This is a genomic window from Kyrpidia tusciae DSM 2912 (assembly GCF_000092905.1).
GTDB classification, from domain to species: domain Bacteria; phylum Bacillota; class Bacilli; order Kyrpidiales; family Kyrpidiaceae; genus Kyrpidia; species Kyrpidia tusciae.
Window position 1 is genome coordinate 2459090 of the sequence record NC_014098.1, and the last position, 15245, is coordinate 2474334.

The 15245-nt window shown below is 61.6% G+C and carries 16 protein-coding genes and 1 riboswitch; of the genes, 4 read left to right on the forward strand and 12 right to left on the reverse strand.

The genetic code is table 11. The annotated features are described in order from the left end of the window. Positions 1-47: 47 nt before the first annotated feature. On the reverse strand, positions 48-1355 hold the full coding sequence (locus BTUS_RS12235) for a DRTGG domain-containing protein (protein WP_013076385.1): 1308 nt from the start codon (positions 1353-1355) through the stop codon (positions 48-50). 113 nt (positions 1356-1468) lie between these two features. Between BTUS_RS12235 and BTUS_RS12240 the strand changes: the two genes are divergently transcribed. Then, positions 1469-1918, forward strand: coding sequence for an acyl-CoA thioesterase (locus BTUS_RS12240; RefSeq protein ID WP_013076386.1), 450 nt, complete (start codon positions 1469-1471; stop codon positions 1916-1918). On the opposite strand, the gene BTUS_RS12245 is transcribed toward BTUS_RS12240, so the two are convergent. Then, entirely contained in the window at positions 1857-2162 is a 306-nt protein-coding gene (locus BTUS_RS12245) for a hypothetical protein (RefSeq protein WP_013076387.1), read from the reverse strand. The two genes, BTUS_RS12240 and BTUS_RS12245, sit on opposite strands and share 62 nt — an antisense overlap. 194 nt (positions 2163-2356) lie before the next feature. Between BTUS_RS12245 and BTUS_RS12250 the strand changes: the two genes are divergently transcribed. Further along, entirely contained in the window at positions 2357-2605 is a 249-nt protein-coding gene (locus BTUS_RS12250; protein WP_013076388.1) for a DUF3243 domain-containing protein, read from the forward strand. A 90-nt stretch (positions 2606-2695) separates the two neighbouring features. On the opposite strand, the gene BTUS_RS12255 is transcribed toward BTUS_RS12250, so the two are convergent. From BTUS_RS12255 to BTUS_RS17620, 6 genes are all read right to left on the reverse strand, one after another. Further along, a complete protein-coding gene (locus tag BTUS_RS12255; RefSeq protein ID WP_013076389.1) occupies positions 2696-3379 on the reverse strand; it encodes a metal-dependent hydrolase in 684 nt (227 codons plus the stop codon). A gap of 90 nt (positions 3380-3469) precedes the next feature. Continuing rightward, complete coding sequence (locus BTUS_RS12260) at positions 3470-5011, reverse strand: S-layer homology domain-containing protein (RefSeq protein ID WP_041304259.1); 1542 nt, start codon at positions 5009-5011, stop codon at positions 3470-3472. A 128-nt stretch (positions 5012-5139) separates the two neighbouring features. Then, the gene (locus BTUS_RS12265; RefSeq protein ID WP_123809304.1) at positions 5140-6282 is read right to left on the reverse strand and encodes a DUF445 domain-containing protein; all 1143 of its coding nucleotides are present in this window, start codon (positions 6280-6282) and stop codon (positions 5140-5142) included. A 32-nt stretch (positions 6283-6314) separates the two neighbouring features. Next, on the reverse strand, positions 6315-8036 hold the full coding sequence (locus BTUS_RS12270; RefSeq protein WP_013076392.1) for a thiamine pyrophosphate-binding protein: 1722 nt from the start codon (positions 8034-8036) through the stop codon (positions 6315-6317). A gap of 35 nt (positions 8037-8071) precedes the next feature. After that, complete coding sequence (locus tag BTUS_RS18490; RefSeq protein ID WP_169307917.1) at positions 8072-8326, reverse strand: nucleotidyl transferase family protein; 255 nt, start codon at positions 8324-8326, stop codon at positions 8072-8074. After that, positions 8229-8525, reverse strand: a complete 297-nt coding sequence (locus tag BTUS_RS17620; RefSeq protein ID WP_322785827.1) for a glutamate--tRNA ligase family protein — start codon at positions 8523-8525, stop codon at positions 8229-8231. Before BTUS_RS17620 ends, BTUS_RS18490 begins: the two co-directional genes overlap by 98 nt. A gap of 132 nt (positions 8526-8657) precedes the next feature. On the opposite strand from BTUS_RS17620, the gene pckA reads away from it, so the two are divergent. Then, a complete protein-coding gene (gene pckA / locus BTUS_RS12280; protein WP_013076393.1) occupies positions 8658-10241 on the forward strand; it encodes a phosphoenolpyruvate carboxykinase (ATP) in 1584 nt (527 codons plus the stop codon). A gap of 66 nt (positions 10242-10307) precedes the next feature. On the opposite strand, the gene BTUS_RS12285 is transcribed toward pckA, so the two are convergent. Genes BTUS_RS12285 through BTUS_RS12300 form a run of 4 tightly spaced genes read right to left on the reverse strand, consistent with a single transcriptional unit; the run spans position 10308 to position 13521 of the window. Further along, positions 10308-10550, reverse strand: coding sequence for a hypothetical protein (locus tag BTUS_RS12285; protein WP_013076394.1), 243 nt, complete (start codon positions 10548-10550; stop codon positions 10308-10310). After that, on the reverse strand, positions 10538-11461 hold the full coding sequence (locus BTUS_RS12290) for an ABC transporter ATP-binding protein (protein ID WP_013076395.1): 924 nt from the start codon (positions 11459-11461) through the stop codon (positions 10538-10540). The genes BTUS_RS12285 and BTUS_RS12290 overlap by 13 nt, the downstream gene beginning before the upstream one ends. Before the next feature lie 50 nt (positions 11462-11511). Beyond that, a complete protein-coding gene (locus BTUS_RS12295) occupies positions 11512-12540 on the reverse strand; it encodes a FecCD family ABC transporter permease (protein ID WP_013076396.1) in 1029 nt (342 codons plus the stop codon). A gap of 9 nt (positions 12541-12549) precedes the next feature. Continuing rightward, a complete protein-coding gene (locus BTUS_RS12300; RefSeq protein WP_013076397.1) occupies positions 12550-13521 on the reverse strand; it encodes an ABC transporter substrate-binding protein in 972 nt (323 codons plus the stop codon). A gap of 221 nt (positions 13522-13742) precedes the next feature. Continuing rightward, positions 13743-13922: riboswitch (cobalamin riboswitch) on the reverse strand. A gap of 147 nt (positions 13923-14069) precedes the next feature. Between BTUS_RS12300 and BTUS_RS12305 the strand changes: the two genes are divergently transcribed. Beyond that, positions 14070-15215, forward strand: a complete 1146-nt coding sequence (locus BTUS_RS12305; protein WP_013076398.1) for an acyl-CoA dehydrogenase family protein — start codon at positions 14070-14072, stop codon at positions 15213-15215. Positions 15216-15245: the final 30 nt, after the last annotated feature.

Sequence of the window (15245 nt, forward strand, 5' to 3'; positions counted from 1 at the left end):
CTCGAGGACAAAAAAAGGCCGCCTCACCCACCGACGGCGCCCCCGCGTTACCGTTCCAGCACCTGGGCGGTAAACAAGGCCTTTCCGACCAATTCCCCATTATGATAGAGCTCTACGTCGGCTTTGCCAAATTTCCGGCCCATGTCAATCGCCGCGGCCTTCACCGACAAGGTACTGTCAATCTGAATCGGTTTGAGGAAATAAATGGAGACGTTCTCGACCACCATGTCCGAGTGCCGGGTACGGCGGATGGCACTGGACCCGGCTTCGGCGATGAGGGTCATCAATACTCCCGTGGACACGCCGCCGAGCCGGTTGCTCATCTGGGGGGTAATATCCCCGACCAACCATACGGTGCGATCAGGGCCTTTTTCTTCTTTAAATTGGCTGAGGATGATATCCTCGATGGTCTGGCCGACCTGGGGCTGCTTTTGCATGTACTGCAACGCCTTGATAACATCTTGACGGCTGATCACTCCCATCAGCCGGCGATTTTCAACGACGGGCAACAACTCGATACCTTCCCACACCATGATATGGGCCGCCGAGGCCACCGACGTCTTCGGTGTCACCGTGATGGGATTCTTCGACATCAGCCGTTCCACCGGCGCTTCGTCTGGCTCCCCGGTCACGTCCTTGGACGTGAGCATTCCCACGACCCGCAACTGCGGGTCCACCACCGGAAATCGGCTGTGCCCGGTCAGATTCACCAAAGCGCGATAGTCCCCGGCCCGGGCGGACAGGGAGATGCTGACCGGCTTGGTATCCCCGATCAGATCTTCCACCAGGACGATCTCTTTTTTGATCAGCCGGTCATAAATGGCGCGATTGATCAACGTCGCAATGGTAAAGGTATCATAGGCCGAAGAGATCAGCGGCAATTCCCGCCGATCCGCCAGCTCCTTCACCTCTTCGTTGGTATCGAATCCCCCGGTAATCAACACCGCCGCCCCATGCTCCAGGGAAGCCCGGTGCGCCTCTTCTCGGTTGCCGACGATGAGCAGGCAATCCTTGTCGATATAGCGCAGCATCGCGTCGATCTCCATGGCGCCAATGACAAACTTCGTCAGCGTTTTGTGCAGCCCACTGCGGCCCGCGAGGACCGTACCATCCACGATATTGACCACTTCCGCAAAGGTCAAGCGCTCAATGTTCTTCTTTTGCTGCTTTTCGATCCGAACCGTGCCCACCCGCTCGATGGTGCTGACGATCCCCCGCATCTCCGCCTCTTTGATCGCCCGATAGGCCGTTCCTTCACTGACGTCCATCATCTTGGCAATCTGCCGGACGGAGATCTTACTTCCCACGGCTAAATCCTCAATATGTTGTAAAATGAGTTCATGTTTGGTCGCCATAACCCGCCTCCGTGACCGGCGATTTCTAAGCGTATTATACTGTGAAACGGGCGTTGCTGACCAGTATGGAGGATGAACACAACAACCCCCAACAGGGAAAGGAGACGACAAAGGTGGAAGTTTCTCTAGAAATCATCGTCCGCTCGACGGAGATCGATGTAAATGGGCATGTCAACAATGCCAAATATCTCGAGTATATGGAGTGGGGGCGGGAGGAATGGTACGAACGGGCCGATCTTCCCTACGACCGATTTTTGGCCATGGGTATCCAAACGGTAACGGTGAACATCAACATTAACTATCGCCGGGAATGTCGTCAAGGCGACCACCTGACAATTTGGACCAAACCATTGCGACGGGGACGGACGAGCTTCGTCCTGAAGCAGGAGATCCTCAATGAACGGGGAGAAGTGGCAGCCGATGCCGAAGTCACCAGCGTGTGCATGGATGTCGCCACCCGGCGATCCCGCCCGCTTCCCGACGAACTCGCCCGATATTTTCCTACATATAATCCCGATGAATCTTGCGGGGGTCTTCAGGATCCCGCCGGGAAAGCTGAATGACCTGGCGGGACGCCGCCCGACGAACGGCCAAGGGCACTCGGTCCGGCGCCCTTCGCTCCCGGTCCACCTCCATCAATCGGTACAAAAAACTGCCCAAGGCCAAAAGGGCAAGGGCCATCCACGCCGCGGCAAAGGTGGCCGCCCGGGGGGACTCCGGCTGGGGCAGCCGGGGCAGACCGTAGATCAAAAGTACCCCTGCACAGACCAGACCGACAAAGGTCCAAAAGAAGGTTTTCGGCCGCACGTTGACCCCTCCTTTTGGTACAAGGCTATGCACGCGCCCAATGCGATATGCGCAAAGCCATGGGGCCGCTCGGGGCACCGCCGGCGGATGCGGCCGATGGGGCGGGTGAAGTGAAGGCCGCATAGAGGGGCCTCGCCGCGGCCACAATAACGCTGGGCAAACGCCCAACCTTACGCCGAAGGGGGCGCAGACACGTGCACGTTCTCGAGAACTTTGATCAGTGGAAGAACTTCCTCGGCGACCGGGTTGATCAGGCGCAGTCGGCCGGGATGAGCACCGAGCAGATCCAAAAGATCGCTTATCGCATGGGAGACTACCTGGCTCAGCATGTGGATCCCAAAAACAAACAGGAGCGCCTTCTGCAGGAGATGTGGAAAGTGAGTTCCGAGCAGGACCAACAGGCGCTTGCCCGGATCATGGTCAACTTGGTCAACCAAAGCTGACGCGCATGACCAAGAGGTTGAACGGCCCTTCACCACGGGGTGAAGGGCCTTTTTCCAGATCTCGGGCCTGACCGCTCTTTACACCTGCCGTTAGATTTCGAGACTGCCTTCCACCTCGAGCACCTGGCAGGTAAACCCTTTCCCTCGCACCGCCGAGGCAAAGGCTCCCACATCCTGGGCGATCAGGGGGAAAGTATTGTAATGCATGGGGATCACCGTCCGGGGTCGGAGCAGTTCCACAGCGTACAGTGCGTCTTCGGGGCCCATTGTAAAATTGTCGCCAATGGGCAAGGCCGCCGCGTCGATGGCGTGGCGATCCCCGATCAGCTTCATATCTCCGAACAGCGCCGTATCCCCGGCGTGATAAAACGTTTTTCCGCCCATCGTCACCAAATAACCGCAAGGGTTGCCGCCTTCGTGCATGCCATCTTCGTCTTCGATGCCAGCCCCGTGAAACGCCAGAGTCAGCTTCACTTTTCCAAAGTCGAACTGGTGGGATCCGCCCAAATGCATCCCGTGAACTTGAGCGCCTTTCTTTGCGCAATACGCCGCCAGTTCAAAGGGAGCGATGATCGGGACATTCAACCGTTTCGCGATGGCGATGGCGTCCCCGAGATGATCCCCGTGTCCGTGGGTCAACAGCACCGCATCGACCTGTACATCTTCAGGCTTGATCTTGCTGACCGGGCTGCCGGAAAGGAATGGGTCGATGATCACCCGCTTTCCGCCGGCCTCCACCTCAAAACACGCATGCCCGTGATAGACCAGTTTCATCGGATCACCCCTCTTGGCCCGCCGACTTGACCCAGCCGGCGGATATATGTAGGCGGGATTCGAGACCCTTCTTCATTATAACGCGATTTTTTAAAGAAGTCCCATCGCCCGCGCCACCATCACCGCCATGTCGCCCCGGGTTAAGGGTTGATCTGGATGAAACAAACCGTCCGGAAAACCGGCGACAATCCCTTTCGCTCGGAGGGCCGCTACGGAGCCCTCGGCCCAGGATCCCTTCAGGTCGGGAAACCCGCTTCCACCGGAGGCGGATAGCCCCAGAGTCTTGGCGATCATGGCCGCGCCCTCCGCCCGGGTCACCGCTCGATCCGGTTCAAACCTCCCGTCCCCAACGCCGTGGACCCAGCCCGCCGCCTGAGCTCTGCCGATCACCTCATAGGCCCAGTGGCCCCGGGGAACATCTGAAAACCCCGCGAACCGCACCGGGACCGGGCGCAGAGCGTTGACCAACATGGCTGTGGCTTCCGCTCGGCTCACCGCGCGGGTCGGATGGAACAAGCCGTCCGAATCACCGTGAACCCAACCTTTTTCCCATAATTTTAGAATCGCAGGCTCAGCACCGATATTGAAAATATCGGGAAATGGCCCTCCGCTCATGGCGCGCCTGAAAATCCCCCATACCGAAGGGTCTTCTTGACCCAAGCTCCAAGCAAATCCCCCTCTGAGGCCGTATTTCGCCACCAAAGACAATTTGGCAGCGATGGTCGTTCGATTGTCGTAATAAATGTCCACCCGCCCTGCACCGGAGGAATACCCGTAATGCATGGTTTTCTGCACCGGATCGTAATTGGGTTCGCCCCCGATCTGGGAGACCAACCGGGAGATGGCAGGATAAGAAATCGAATCACCGCCCCAGCCATTCACCCACCGCCTGCCGTAAACGGGAACTCCGAGCAGGAATTTTTCCCTGGGAATCTGGGACAACATGTATCGGATCGACTGTTCCACCCAGGGATCACCGGCTACGGGCCCCGGGGGATCGCCCTGAACCCTCTCGTCGTAGGTCATGACGGTGATGTAGTCACACAAAGCGGCAAGCGCCTGGTTGTCATAGGCTGCAACCCATCCGGACTGAACCGGCCCCTGAATGGCCGGCACCGCTGCCGCCAATTGTTTTGACGGGGGGAGATCGTTGCGAAGAGCCTGAACAAAGGCTGTCAAGGCCCCCCTGTCTCCAACGGTCAGATTCTCCAGATCCACGATGACCCCATCCAGGTTCCGCCCGCTCACAATCCCGGCGATTTGTGCCGCCAGGGCGGGCCCATTCTCCAAAGCTCTTCGCCCGGCTTCCCGGTTCCAATCGTTGCCGATAAAAGGCACCATTTCAAGTCCGCGATCATGGGCCGCTTGCACCAGCCCATCGTCCACGTAATTCGCCAGACTTCCGTCCGGTTGAATTTGAAAAAAATCCGGAGACACCACATCCGCGTTTCCGGCGATCCGGTCCAGAAGCCCCAGTCGCGCTTCTCGACTAAAGCCCGACAGATACACGAGAGACACGGGGCTGCCGAGGCCCGCCGAAGCCGGAGTCCCAACACCGACTGCGAAAATCGCCTCGACGGCAAGCACCACTGCCGCCACCGCCGGAGCGATGCGCCTCACCTTCCCCCTCACATTCTCTCACCCCCCGACTCTTTCATCCTATCAGGGTGAGAGACTGCTAGCGTCAGGAGCTGAGTGGGCGGCCGCCCATAATTTTTATGGTAATCCGGAAAATCCCATGCGATGTCCGGCCGTTTCGATCATCCGAGGGTGGCCACCGCTGCCTGAGCAAGACCTACGAGGCCGCCCAGCACCGCCCCCATCCACGTGATCATCGCCAGTTCCTTCCGGGCCACATCCAGGATGAGCCGCTCCAGTTCGGGGAGGGGAAATCGATTCACCTGCTCTTCAACAATTCGCGCCAGAGGGACGCGGCGCCACAGGTGGGGAAGGAGGATATCCACGCGTGTCAAAATCCAGGTGCGCAACCGGGGTTCCCAGCGATCGCGCCTCTTTTCAACCCACCGCCACACCTCGCCCAGCTGGGCTTCCACCCACTCTCGATCGGCCAACTGCTCACAGACCACTTCCTGGATCAAAAGGGGAGCCGCGCCACCCGGCCGCTGTTCCAAGAGGCCCGCAACGCCCGGCAACAATTCCTTCTTGAACCAGCCCTCCACCGTACCGGCGGTGCCCGGGGCCGTCAGCCAATCCCGCAAAGCCCGAAGCAACTCCTCGGCCACCCGATCCTCGGCACCCAGGGCGCCGGCCAAACGGCCGAGCCACCCTTGGTGCTGCAACCAGCGCTGGATTTCCTCTCCAACCGCCCGGCGCACCCTCAGTTCCTGGGTGGCAGCCGCGGCGAACTCGAGACCCCGGCCGATGAGTTCCCGGATCAGCTCCGCCCCTTCTACACTGTCCGCCAGCCCCCGGACAAGGCCGGGGACAAAGCGGGCGAATAAATCCCGGGAAACCCCGCCCCGTTCCACACCCGGGAGCAAGGCTTGTCCCGTTTCCGATTCCTCCGGGGCGCCCCGATGGCCGAAGGATCGGCACCCCTCGGACCAATCCGCGACCTCATTCGCCAGTCGGGCCAGCCCCTCCGCCTCCACCCACGCGGCCAGGTGATCCAGCGCCTCGCGAAACGCACCTTCCATATCCATCGTCCGCAAGGCCTTTTGCACGCTGTGCGCCGGAAGAAGATATTCTTGGACAATCTCGCCCACCCGATGGGCGATCTCCCCCCGACGCCGGGGAATCAATCCGGGAGTCATCGGCACCCGCCATCTTCCGATTCGCCACGGGTGCCACGGACGAAACAACATTGCAATCGCCAAACCATTGGTCACCAGACCGATAAACGCCCCGGTGACCACCGACAAGACCACTTGGAAAAGGTGCAATGGGCTCCACTCCGCATTCCTGAGTTCATTCGTCAATACGTGTCCACCGGACTGTCGTCCACTTCCCACAACTGGCGATCCCGTAAGGGAAAGGCCCGCCAGAGATTGGCCGGGAGATCTTGCCACGCCACTTTTTGATACGCAAAACCGAAGGCACCGGCCAGTTGTTCCATGTTTGGGCCGGGCAGTTCCACATGGGCCGTGCGCCCATAGGCCTTGCGCTGATTATCCCTGACGGAGCCGTAAGCCCGGTTATTGAAGACCACCACCAGGAGGGGAACGTTTTCCTGAACGGCGGTGGCCAACTCCGGGAGCGTGAACATCAAACTCCCGTCACCGGTGAGGGCTACCGCCTGCCCCGCGCCGCCGAGCGCCGCCCCTACTGCCGCGGGTACGGCGAAGCCCAGGGAGCAATACTGCATCGGGTAGAGAAACCCGCCCGGGTTTAACACCGGCAGGTACCTGGCCATGGCGATACCCACCAGACAACTGTCTACGGCCAGCACGGCGTTGATAGGGAGGGCGTGGCGCACGGCCCGAAGCCAGAGATCAAACTCCGGGGCCACTCGCTCGGCCTCCGCGGCGGCCGCGGTCCGGGCCAGATGGGCGCGGTGAGCTTGGGCGCCGTCCCGCGCCCCGGCTTCCTCCCAGGGCGAGTTTTCGAGCAGGCTCCGGAGCACGGCATCGAGCGGGCCCGCCACCACCGCGGACACCGCAGCATCCGGTCGCACCGCCCGGGGATCGGGGGTAATCAGCACCGTTTCCGCTCTGGGCCTTTGCTCCCGGTGCCAGTCCCGCAGGGACCAACGGGTCCCGATGGCCAGGATCCCGTCGCAGCCGGCGAGAAGCTTCTCAACCCCCGGAATCCAGGTGGTACCCGCGAACCACGGATCACTTCCGGAGATGACCCCTTTTGCCGCAACGGTGGTCAAAGCCGGTACCCCCCATCGGCTGACCAATTCCCGACAGAGAGAGGCAACGGATGCGGCCTCGGGACCCACCACCACCGCCGGGCGCTTCCAAGAGCGGATTTTCCCTTCCAGAAGTCCCAGCCAAGGGGACGGGTTCCCGTCGCCCGCGAAATAGACGGGCCAGGGCAACGAAGGCTCTCCTTCGCGATTGCCGCGGGACAGCGGATCGGGTCCGGCACTCCCCGTCGCAGACGGAAGATCGGGATCAGGCGAGACGCCGGCCCGAGGTACACCGGTCTCCTCAACCTCCCCGGCCGGCGGGGTGATTTCGGAGACGTCCGCATCCAGCAAATCATAAGGAATATCGATATACAGCGGCGCAGCACGCCCGACAAATCGCGTGTCGAGGACCTCTTGCATCATTCGGGCGGCCTCCTCGGGACGGGGCACCGTGAGGGAGAACTTCACTAACCCTTCGACCAGAGCACTCTGGTCGGGCAACTCGTGAAGAGCTCCCCGGCCTTGCCCCACGTCTCGGGAGCGCGGCAAAGTGGCCACGACGATCATCCCCGAAGAGCCCCCCTCGGCTTCGGCAATGCCGGTCAACGCATTGGTCAGCCCGGGGCCCGTGATCGGGAGCACCAGGGCGTATTTGCCCGTGGTCCGATAGTACCCGTCTGCCATGTACGCCGCGCCCAGTTCGTGCCGGGCGATTACCGTGCGGATCCTCCCATCCCTTTTCAATGCATCGAAGAGCGCCATGTTGTGGACACCGGGAATCCCGAAGGCGATCTCGATTCCCGCCGCAGCCCATTGTTCGACCCATAGATCCGCAACCCGCATCGGCCATCCCTCTCTTCTATGACTATTCATCTCATCTATCGCTCCTGCACCACAATCCTCCCCGGCCACCGCCAGCCCACCTTGGCCAAATTCAGCAGGCCGATCAGTTCCCCCGGTCGACAGGGCTCCGGCCGTTCGACACATCCCGCCCAGGCTGCCAAGCGCCCGATCACCGCCTCCGGCTTCACCCCGCTACGGCGCAACTCCCGCAAGGCCAGCGCCCCGTGCCGCTTGGAAAGACGCCGGCCCGCCGAGTCCACCAGCAGGGGGACATGGGCGTACCGGGGCACTGGAAGGCCCAGGGTCTCGAACAGATCCCGCTGGATCGGGATCCAAATCCTCCACCCGCAGAACCCAACTCCCTCCGGACCCGCGAACCTGCAGCCAACTGAGCAGGGCCACCCAGGCGTGGCCCAGGTGCAGAAAACCTGTCGGGCTCGGGGCAAATCGGCCCCGGATCCCCTCCGCCATCACCGCGCTCATCTCCATCCACGGGCAAATAGGGTGTTACATTTTGCCGAATTCACATGTCACTTATATCAAGATCCGGGAAAAGTATTGCGTCCCAATCCCCACCTCGGTACAATAAGAACAACATTTGGTTCCGGGAAAGGATGCGCTATGAAAACGGATACGCTGGAAAAGAATCTCCTTCGCCTGGCCCAAGGTCCGGGGGCACAACACCAGCTTGCCGTGCCCCAACTGATCGAGGCGGCCCTGCGCAACGGGGAGGCCGTCCTCACCGCTTCCGGCGCCTTGGCGGCAACCACCGGGAAATATACCGGGCGTTCCCCCAAAGACAAGTTTATCGTAAGAGAGCCGGGCAGTGAAACCCACATCCACTGGGGCACTGTCAACCAGCCCTTCGATCGCAACCGTTTTGAGGAGTTGGTCGATCGGGTGACCGATTATTTGACCGACAAAAACCGGTATGTGTTCGACGGATTCGCGGGCGCGGACCCGCGCTATCGCCTGCCCATTCGGGTAATCACCGAGCGGGCGTGGCACAACCTGTTCGCTCACCAGCTGTTTATTCGCCCTTCCGGCGAGGAACTCAGTGGACATCAACCGGAGTTCACCGTAATTTCCGCTCCGGGCTATCAAGCGGAACCCGAGCGGGATGGCACTCGCTCCGAGGCGGCCATCATCATTAGTTTTGAACACCGGCTGGTCCTCATCTGTGGCACCGAGTACGCCGGCGAGATCAAAAAGTCGATTTTTACCGTGATGAATTATCTCTTGCCCCGCCGGGGTGTCCTGTCCATGCACTGCTCGGCCAACGTCGGTAAAGGCGGGGACACGGCGCTCTTTTTTGGCCTTTCGGGCACGGGGAAAACCACCCTGTCCGCCGATCCGGAGAGAGAGTTGATCGGAGACGACGAACACGGCTGGTCCGAGGACGGCGTGTTCAACATCGAGGGCGGTTGTTACGCCAAATGCATCGACTTGTCCAGGGAGTTGGAGCCCCAGATCTGGAGAGCGATCCGGTACGGTGCAGTGTTGGAGAACGTGATCCTCGATCCCGCCACCCGGGAGGAGTTGTACGATCGGCGGGATCTCACCGAGAACACCCGGGCCGCCTATCCAGTGGAGCATATCGCCAACGCCCGGATCCCGGGTACCGCAGGTCACCCGCAAACGGTGATTTTTCTCACTGCCGACGCCTACGGGGTTCTGCCCCCCATTTCCCGCTTGAACCGGGAACAGGCGATGTTTCATTTTTTATCCGGCTACACAAGCAAATTGGCCGGAACCGAACGCGGAGTCACTGAACCGGAAGCCACCTTCTCCACTTGTTTCGGCGCCCCCTTCCTGCCCCTGCGCCCCTCGGTGTACGCCGAGATGTTGGGGCAGAAAATCGACCGGCACGGGGTGCGGGTGTTCTTAGTCAACACCGGTTGGACCGGTGGACCCTACGGGGTGGGAACCCGCATGAAACTCGCCTACACCCGGGCCATGGTGCGGGCGGCACTTTCGGGGTCTTTGGACCGGGTGGAATACATCCGCGAACCCTATTTTGGCCTGTCGGTGCCCAAAACTTGCCCGGATGTACCACCGGAGGTGCTATTGCCGAAAAATACCTGGGCAGACCCCGAGGCCTACGACGCCAAAGCCCGGGAGCTCGCCCGACATTTCCGGGAGAACATCCGCAAGATGGCCGGGGTACCGGCCGCAGTCCTCGCCGCCGCACCTCCCATCGAATAGGGGGCTATTGGCAAGGATATGTTGCCCAGGTTTGTGCATTGTTGGACAAAAAACGCGCCGCTGGCTTTATGAAAAAGGGCGGCGCGTTTTTCCATGTTTAAACCGGATGCTCCTCGCTTTTTCGTTGGTCCGCTCCCACACCCACCCTTTGGCCTCCCATTCGGCGATGGTTTGTCGAATCGCCTCCTCAGACCACTGATCCGGGGCCAAATACACCACCTTGCCGCGGATGTGGTTGGTCCAAATATACCCCCCGATGAAAAGGACCGTCAGGCCGAGAAAGACGGATAGAAGGATCACGAACTGCATGACATCCGTTCCTTTCTATTGCCGCCGGGCATCGGGTCCGGCGTCCCCGCCCATTGGGCTCCGCCGCGTCCGCCCGCACCGCCCCATCCCGCCGCATCCAAAACACTCCCGGGCGGAGCCGGAAGTACGATCTGCGGCACCCCCGCATCCGGGTGACGCAGGACCCGGGGGCGAATGCCGTACACCGACTCGATGTGATCTTCGGTCAGCACCTCCGCCGGCGATCCGTAGGCTTCGGTGGTCCCACCCTTTAACAACAAGGTCCTGTGGGCATAGAGCGCGGCAAGATTCAGATCATGGAGCACGACAATCACCGCCGGCCTGCTGCCTTCCCTTCCCCGCCCCGCCGTGCCCCCGCACACGAGGTTTAAAATCTGCGTCTGGCGGCCAATATCGAGAAAAGTGGTGGGCTCGTCCAGGATGAGCACGTCGGGCTCCTGGGCCAACACCATCGCCAGGGCCACGATCTGCCGTTGGCCGCCACTCAGATGATCAACGGGCCACCCGGCGAGATCATTCAGCCCGGTTTCCCACAAAACTCGTTCCACCACCCGCCGGTCGCGGTTCGTTTCGCCGCGCCACGACCTCACGTGGGGGTGGCGCCCCATCATGACCGTATCGTACACCGAAAACCCGCCGGCCACCAGGGGGGTCTGGGGTAATACGGCCATCCGCCGGGCCAACTGCCGTCTGGAATACGAAGATACGGGCACCCCGTCCAGGCTCACCCGGCCGCGATCCGGGGGCTCTATCCCCGTCACCAGGCGGACCAAGGTGCTCTTGCCCGCACCATTGGGCCCGATGATCGCCAGGACCGTCCCCGGGGTCACGGAAAACGAAACATCCCGGAGAACCTCCCGGTCTCCGTAGGATTTACAAAGCCCGACCGCTTCTAATTTCGCCCCGTCCATCTCGCGCCCCCTTCTCCGCACCCCAATTCGCCCACCCCGCCGACCCCTCGCTACCGCCCCTGCCGGTGAAGCAGGTAGGCAAAAAACGGCGCCCCGCAAAAAGCGGTGATCGCCCCGATGGGGATCTCCTGCCCGGGAACCACGGTGCGGGCGACGTTATCCGCCCAGAGTAGAAATACGCCGCCCCCCAGGGCAGACAGCGGCACCAAAGTGCGGTGGTCCGGTCCAGCCAGGATGCGAAGCACATGGGGGACCACCAAGCCCACAAACCCGATGATCCCGGCCACGGACACCGCCGCCGCCGTCATGAGGGAGGCCGCCCCCAAAATCACCAGCCGGACGGCCCCCACGTCCACCCCGAGGTGTGCCGCCTCCTCTTCCCCCAAAGTCAGGACGTTCAGGTTTCGCGCCTCCCACCAAACCACCGTCAACCCCAGGGCCGTAGCGGGAACTAAACTCCAGATCAGCCGGGGATCCCGATTGGCCAGGCTTCCCAACAGCCACAGCATCACATTGGGCAGTCGGTTCGATGCGGCCACCATCAACACGGTGAGGATGGCTCCAAAAAAAGACTGGACCACCACTCCGGCGAGAATCAGCGTATTGTTCCGAGGACCCGGCCCCCGGATCGAGCCCAGCCAAAACACCGCCGCCAACCCGGCAAGACCGCCGACAAAAGCCAGCCCCGGCACGGCGAACAGACCGTACAGCCCCACCTGTCCCCCGAACAGAATGCCCGCCACCGCCCCCAGGGCCGCCCCGGAAGACACGCCGAGGACAAAGGGGTCCGCCAGGGGGTTGCGCAACACCCCTTGATAAGCCGCGCCCGCGGCCCCGAGGGCCGCTCCGACCAAAAGGGCGAGAACCGCCCGGGGGAAGCGGATCTCCCACACCACCGCCTGAATCCAGCCCCCGGCAGCCTCCGGGGCTTGGGCACCCGGTCCCGCCAGCACCGCCCGCCAGAGACTGCCCAGATCCAGGGCGGTCGGTCCGATGGCCACACTGACGGCCAGGGACAACAGGGCGGCGGCCAACCAGGCCCCGACCCCTATCCATGACCGACGACGATCCCTTCTCATGGCTGCGGCTCAGGGTTGGAACAACTGCGGATAGAAGAGCTTGGCCAGGGTTTCCGCCCCGTCGACGATCCGGGGGCCCGGACGACTGACCAAGTCCGAGTCGACGGAATACACCCGGTTATTGCGCACGGCGTCCACGACTTGCCACCCGGGCCGCTGTTTCGGCTTGTCCACGGCATCGGGCACGTAATACCCGTAGGTCACCACGATCACCTGGGGATTTTTTTGGATCAGCACTTCGGCGTTCATCGGCTTCCACCCGTTTAGATCCGACGCCACGTTGATGCCCCCGGCCAGGCGGATCAACTCGTCCATAAACGTGTGGTTCCCCGCCGTATACAATTGGTTCGGATCGGCCTCCACGTACACCCGCACCCGTTTGTCCGGGGGGATTGGCGACACTTTGGCCGCAATGGCCGAAGCTTTGGCCTTCATTTGATTGACCAGGACCGCGGCCTGGGGCGTCCGGTTCGTGATCTCGCCCAGCGCCTCAATGGTCCGATACACCGCCTCCAGACTTTGAGGGTCATACACCACGGCGGTCAGCCCGGCGTTTCTCACCGCCTGAACCATGGTCTCGTTGTGAGAACCGAGCACCACCAGGTCCGGGTGAAGGGCCACCAGCCGCTCGATGGGCGGGTTCAATCCGTCCAGGACCGCTTCCACTTTCTTTTGAACCCCCGGAGGATAGTTATCCCACGTCGTGACGCCCGCCACCCTCCCCTCCAGACCCAGGGCAAACAGGATCTCCGTGTGACTGGGAATCAAAGAGACGATCCGCCGGGGTTCCCGGGCAATGGTCACCGATGTCCCGCTGTCATCTTTGATCGTGAGCGGATAGTGGGTGACTGCCGGCGGACTCGCCCCTCCCTGGGGCGACGCGGAAGGAGCCGCCCCAGTTCCGCAGGAAGAAAGAATCAAGATCACCGCGAAAAGAATGAAGACCGTCCAGAGCTTTCGCTTCCCATCCGTTCGGACCATGTCCGAGCCTCCCTCATCTGCCAATGTGCCTTCTCCTCCGGGGGAGGGGCCGGGGAAAGGCCGTCTCCTAAGCCTGGTCGCGGGATATGCCCGGCGGGCTCTTGACTCATTCCCGAAGCCCAAAAAGAAAACCCGGCGTTCGCCGGGGGGATGCTCCTCGCACGGCAGGGTTTCCACGTCCGTACCCTTGCCGCCTCTTCCCCGGCCTTTCCGCGAAGGCCCCTCGGGAGTTCGACCGGGTAGGTCTCCTGGCTTCCGGGTCTTCGCGCGCTTTCGCCTTCCCCGCGATGGGCGAGTGGCATCTTGAAAACGCACTCTCCGGTTACAGTGGCGGGACCGCCCGGGATTCTCACCCGGTTCCCCGTTACGCCCCGAAGGGCACCCGGCCTGTCTCCGTTGTAAAATGCATGAATCCGCATCCCCAGTATAACGACTCCCGCCTTGCCCGGCAAGCCGGGCTCTTTCTCAAACGACCGTTTGGATGATATACTCAACATAGCCCTCGGCTTCGAAGAACCCGTCCATAAACCAGAAAGGAGAGCCACGCCATGCATCCATTTACCCGCGAGCACGATGAATTGCGCAGTGCCATTCGGCAATTCCTGCAGAAAGAGATCGCCCCCCACGTCGAGGAGTGGGAGCGGGCGGAGCAGGTGCCCCGGACCGTGCTGCGCAAGATGGGCGAACTCGGCTATTTTGGCTTGAATATTGCAGAAGAGTATGGAGGAGGTGGGGAAAATCCCTTGGCAGAAGCGGTGCTGCATGAAGAACTCGGCCGGCTCAACGCCTCGGGATTCGCGGGCACCGTGGGCGTCCACATCGGCATCGCCATGCGCCCGGTCTATCGCTTCGGCACCGAAGAACAAAAACAAGCCTACGTGGTCCCCGGGGTTCAAGGAGAAAAAATCGGGGCCCTGGCCATCACCGAACCCGGGGCGGGATCGGATGTGGCGGCCATCCGGACCAAAGCGGTGCGGGAGGGCGACGGTTACGTCCTTTCCGGAAACAAAATCTTCATCACCAACGGGGTCTATGCGGATTTTTACGTGGTGGCGGCAAAAACCAATCCCGAGGCCGGGCACCGGGGAGTATCGTTGTTCATCGTCGACCGGGACGCACCGGGGTTTCACGTTCAGCGTAAATTGGAGAAGGTCGGCCATCACGCCTCCGATACCGCGGAGCTGTTTTTCGACGACTGCCGCATTCCCGCCGACCGGCTGCTCGGGGAAGAAAATCGAGGATTCTACCTGGTGATGCAAAATTTTCAATGGGAACGCCTGATGATCGCTCTGCAGACCTTGGGCACCGCCCAGGCGGCCTTAGATATGGCCGTGGAGTACGCGAAAACCCGTCAGCAGTTCGGCGGCCCCCTCACCCAGTTCCAGGTCATTCGCCACCGGCTGGTGGACATGGCGGTGGAAGTGGAAAAGGCCCGCCAACTGACCTACCACGCCTTGGATCTGTACGCCCGGGGGATCGACGCCGTCGCAGAAACCTCCATGGCCAAGCTCACCGCCACGGAAACGGCCTGCAAAGTTGCAGACGAAGCGCTGCAGATTCACGGGGGATACGGGTATATGAACGAATATCCGATCCAGCGGGCCTGGCGGGACATGCGGGTCACCCGGATCTACGGCGGGACGAGCGAAATCATGAAAGAGATTATCGCCAAACGGATGGGACTCCTCCCCTAAAAGCAGCAGAGAGGGGGATGTGACCAAACC

What these genes read in the sequence shown, in the direction of transcription:
- BTUS_RS12235 (WP_013076385.1), bottom strand. Translation starts at nt 1,355, where the DNA reads ATGGCGACCAAACATGAACTCATTTTACAACATATTGAGGATTTAGCC.
- BTUS_RS12255 (WP_013076389.1), bottom strand. Translation starts at nt 3,379, where the DNA reads ATGAAACTGGTCTATCACGGGCATGCGTGTTTTGAGGTGGAGGCCGGC.
- BTUS_RS12270 (WP_013076392.1), bottom strand. Translation starts at nt 8,036, where the DNA reads ATGCGGGTTGCGGATCTATGGGTCGAACAATGGGCTGCGGCGGGAATC.
- BTUS_RS17620 (WP_322785827.1), bottom strand. Translation starts at nt 8,525, where the DNA reads ATGGAGATGAGCGCGGTGATGGCGGAGGGGATCCGGGGCCGATTTGCC.
- pckA (WP_013076393.1), top strand. Translation starts at nt 8,658, where the DNA reads ATGAAAACGGATACGCTGGAAAAGAATCTCCTTCGCCTGGCCCAAGGT.
- BTUS_RS12285 (WP_013076394.1), bottom strand. Translation starts at nt 10,550, where the DNA reads ATGCAGTTCGTGATCCTTCTATCCGTCTTTCTCGGCCTGACGGTCCTT.
- BTUS_RS12290 (WP_013076395.1), bottom strand. Translation starts at nt 11,461, where the DNA reads ATGGACGGGGCGAAATTAGAAGCGGTCGGGCTTTGTAAATCCTACGGA.
- BTUS_RS12295 (WP_013076396.1), bottom strand. Translation starts at nt 12,540, where the DNA reads ATGAGAAGGGATCGTCGTCGGTCATGGATAGGGGTCGGGGCCTGGTTG.
- BTUS_RS12300 (WP_013076397.1), bottom strand. Translation starts at nt 13,521, where the DNA reads ATGGTCCGAACGGATGGGAAGCGAAAGCTCTGGACGGTCTTCATTCTT.
- BTUS_RS12305 (WP_013076398.1), top strand. Translation starts at nt 14,070, where the DNA reads ATGCATCCATTTACCCGCGAGCACGATGAATTGCGCAGTGCCATTCGG.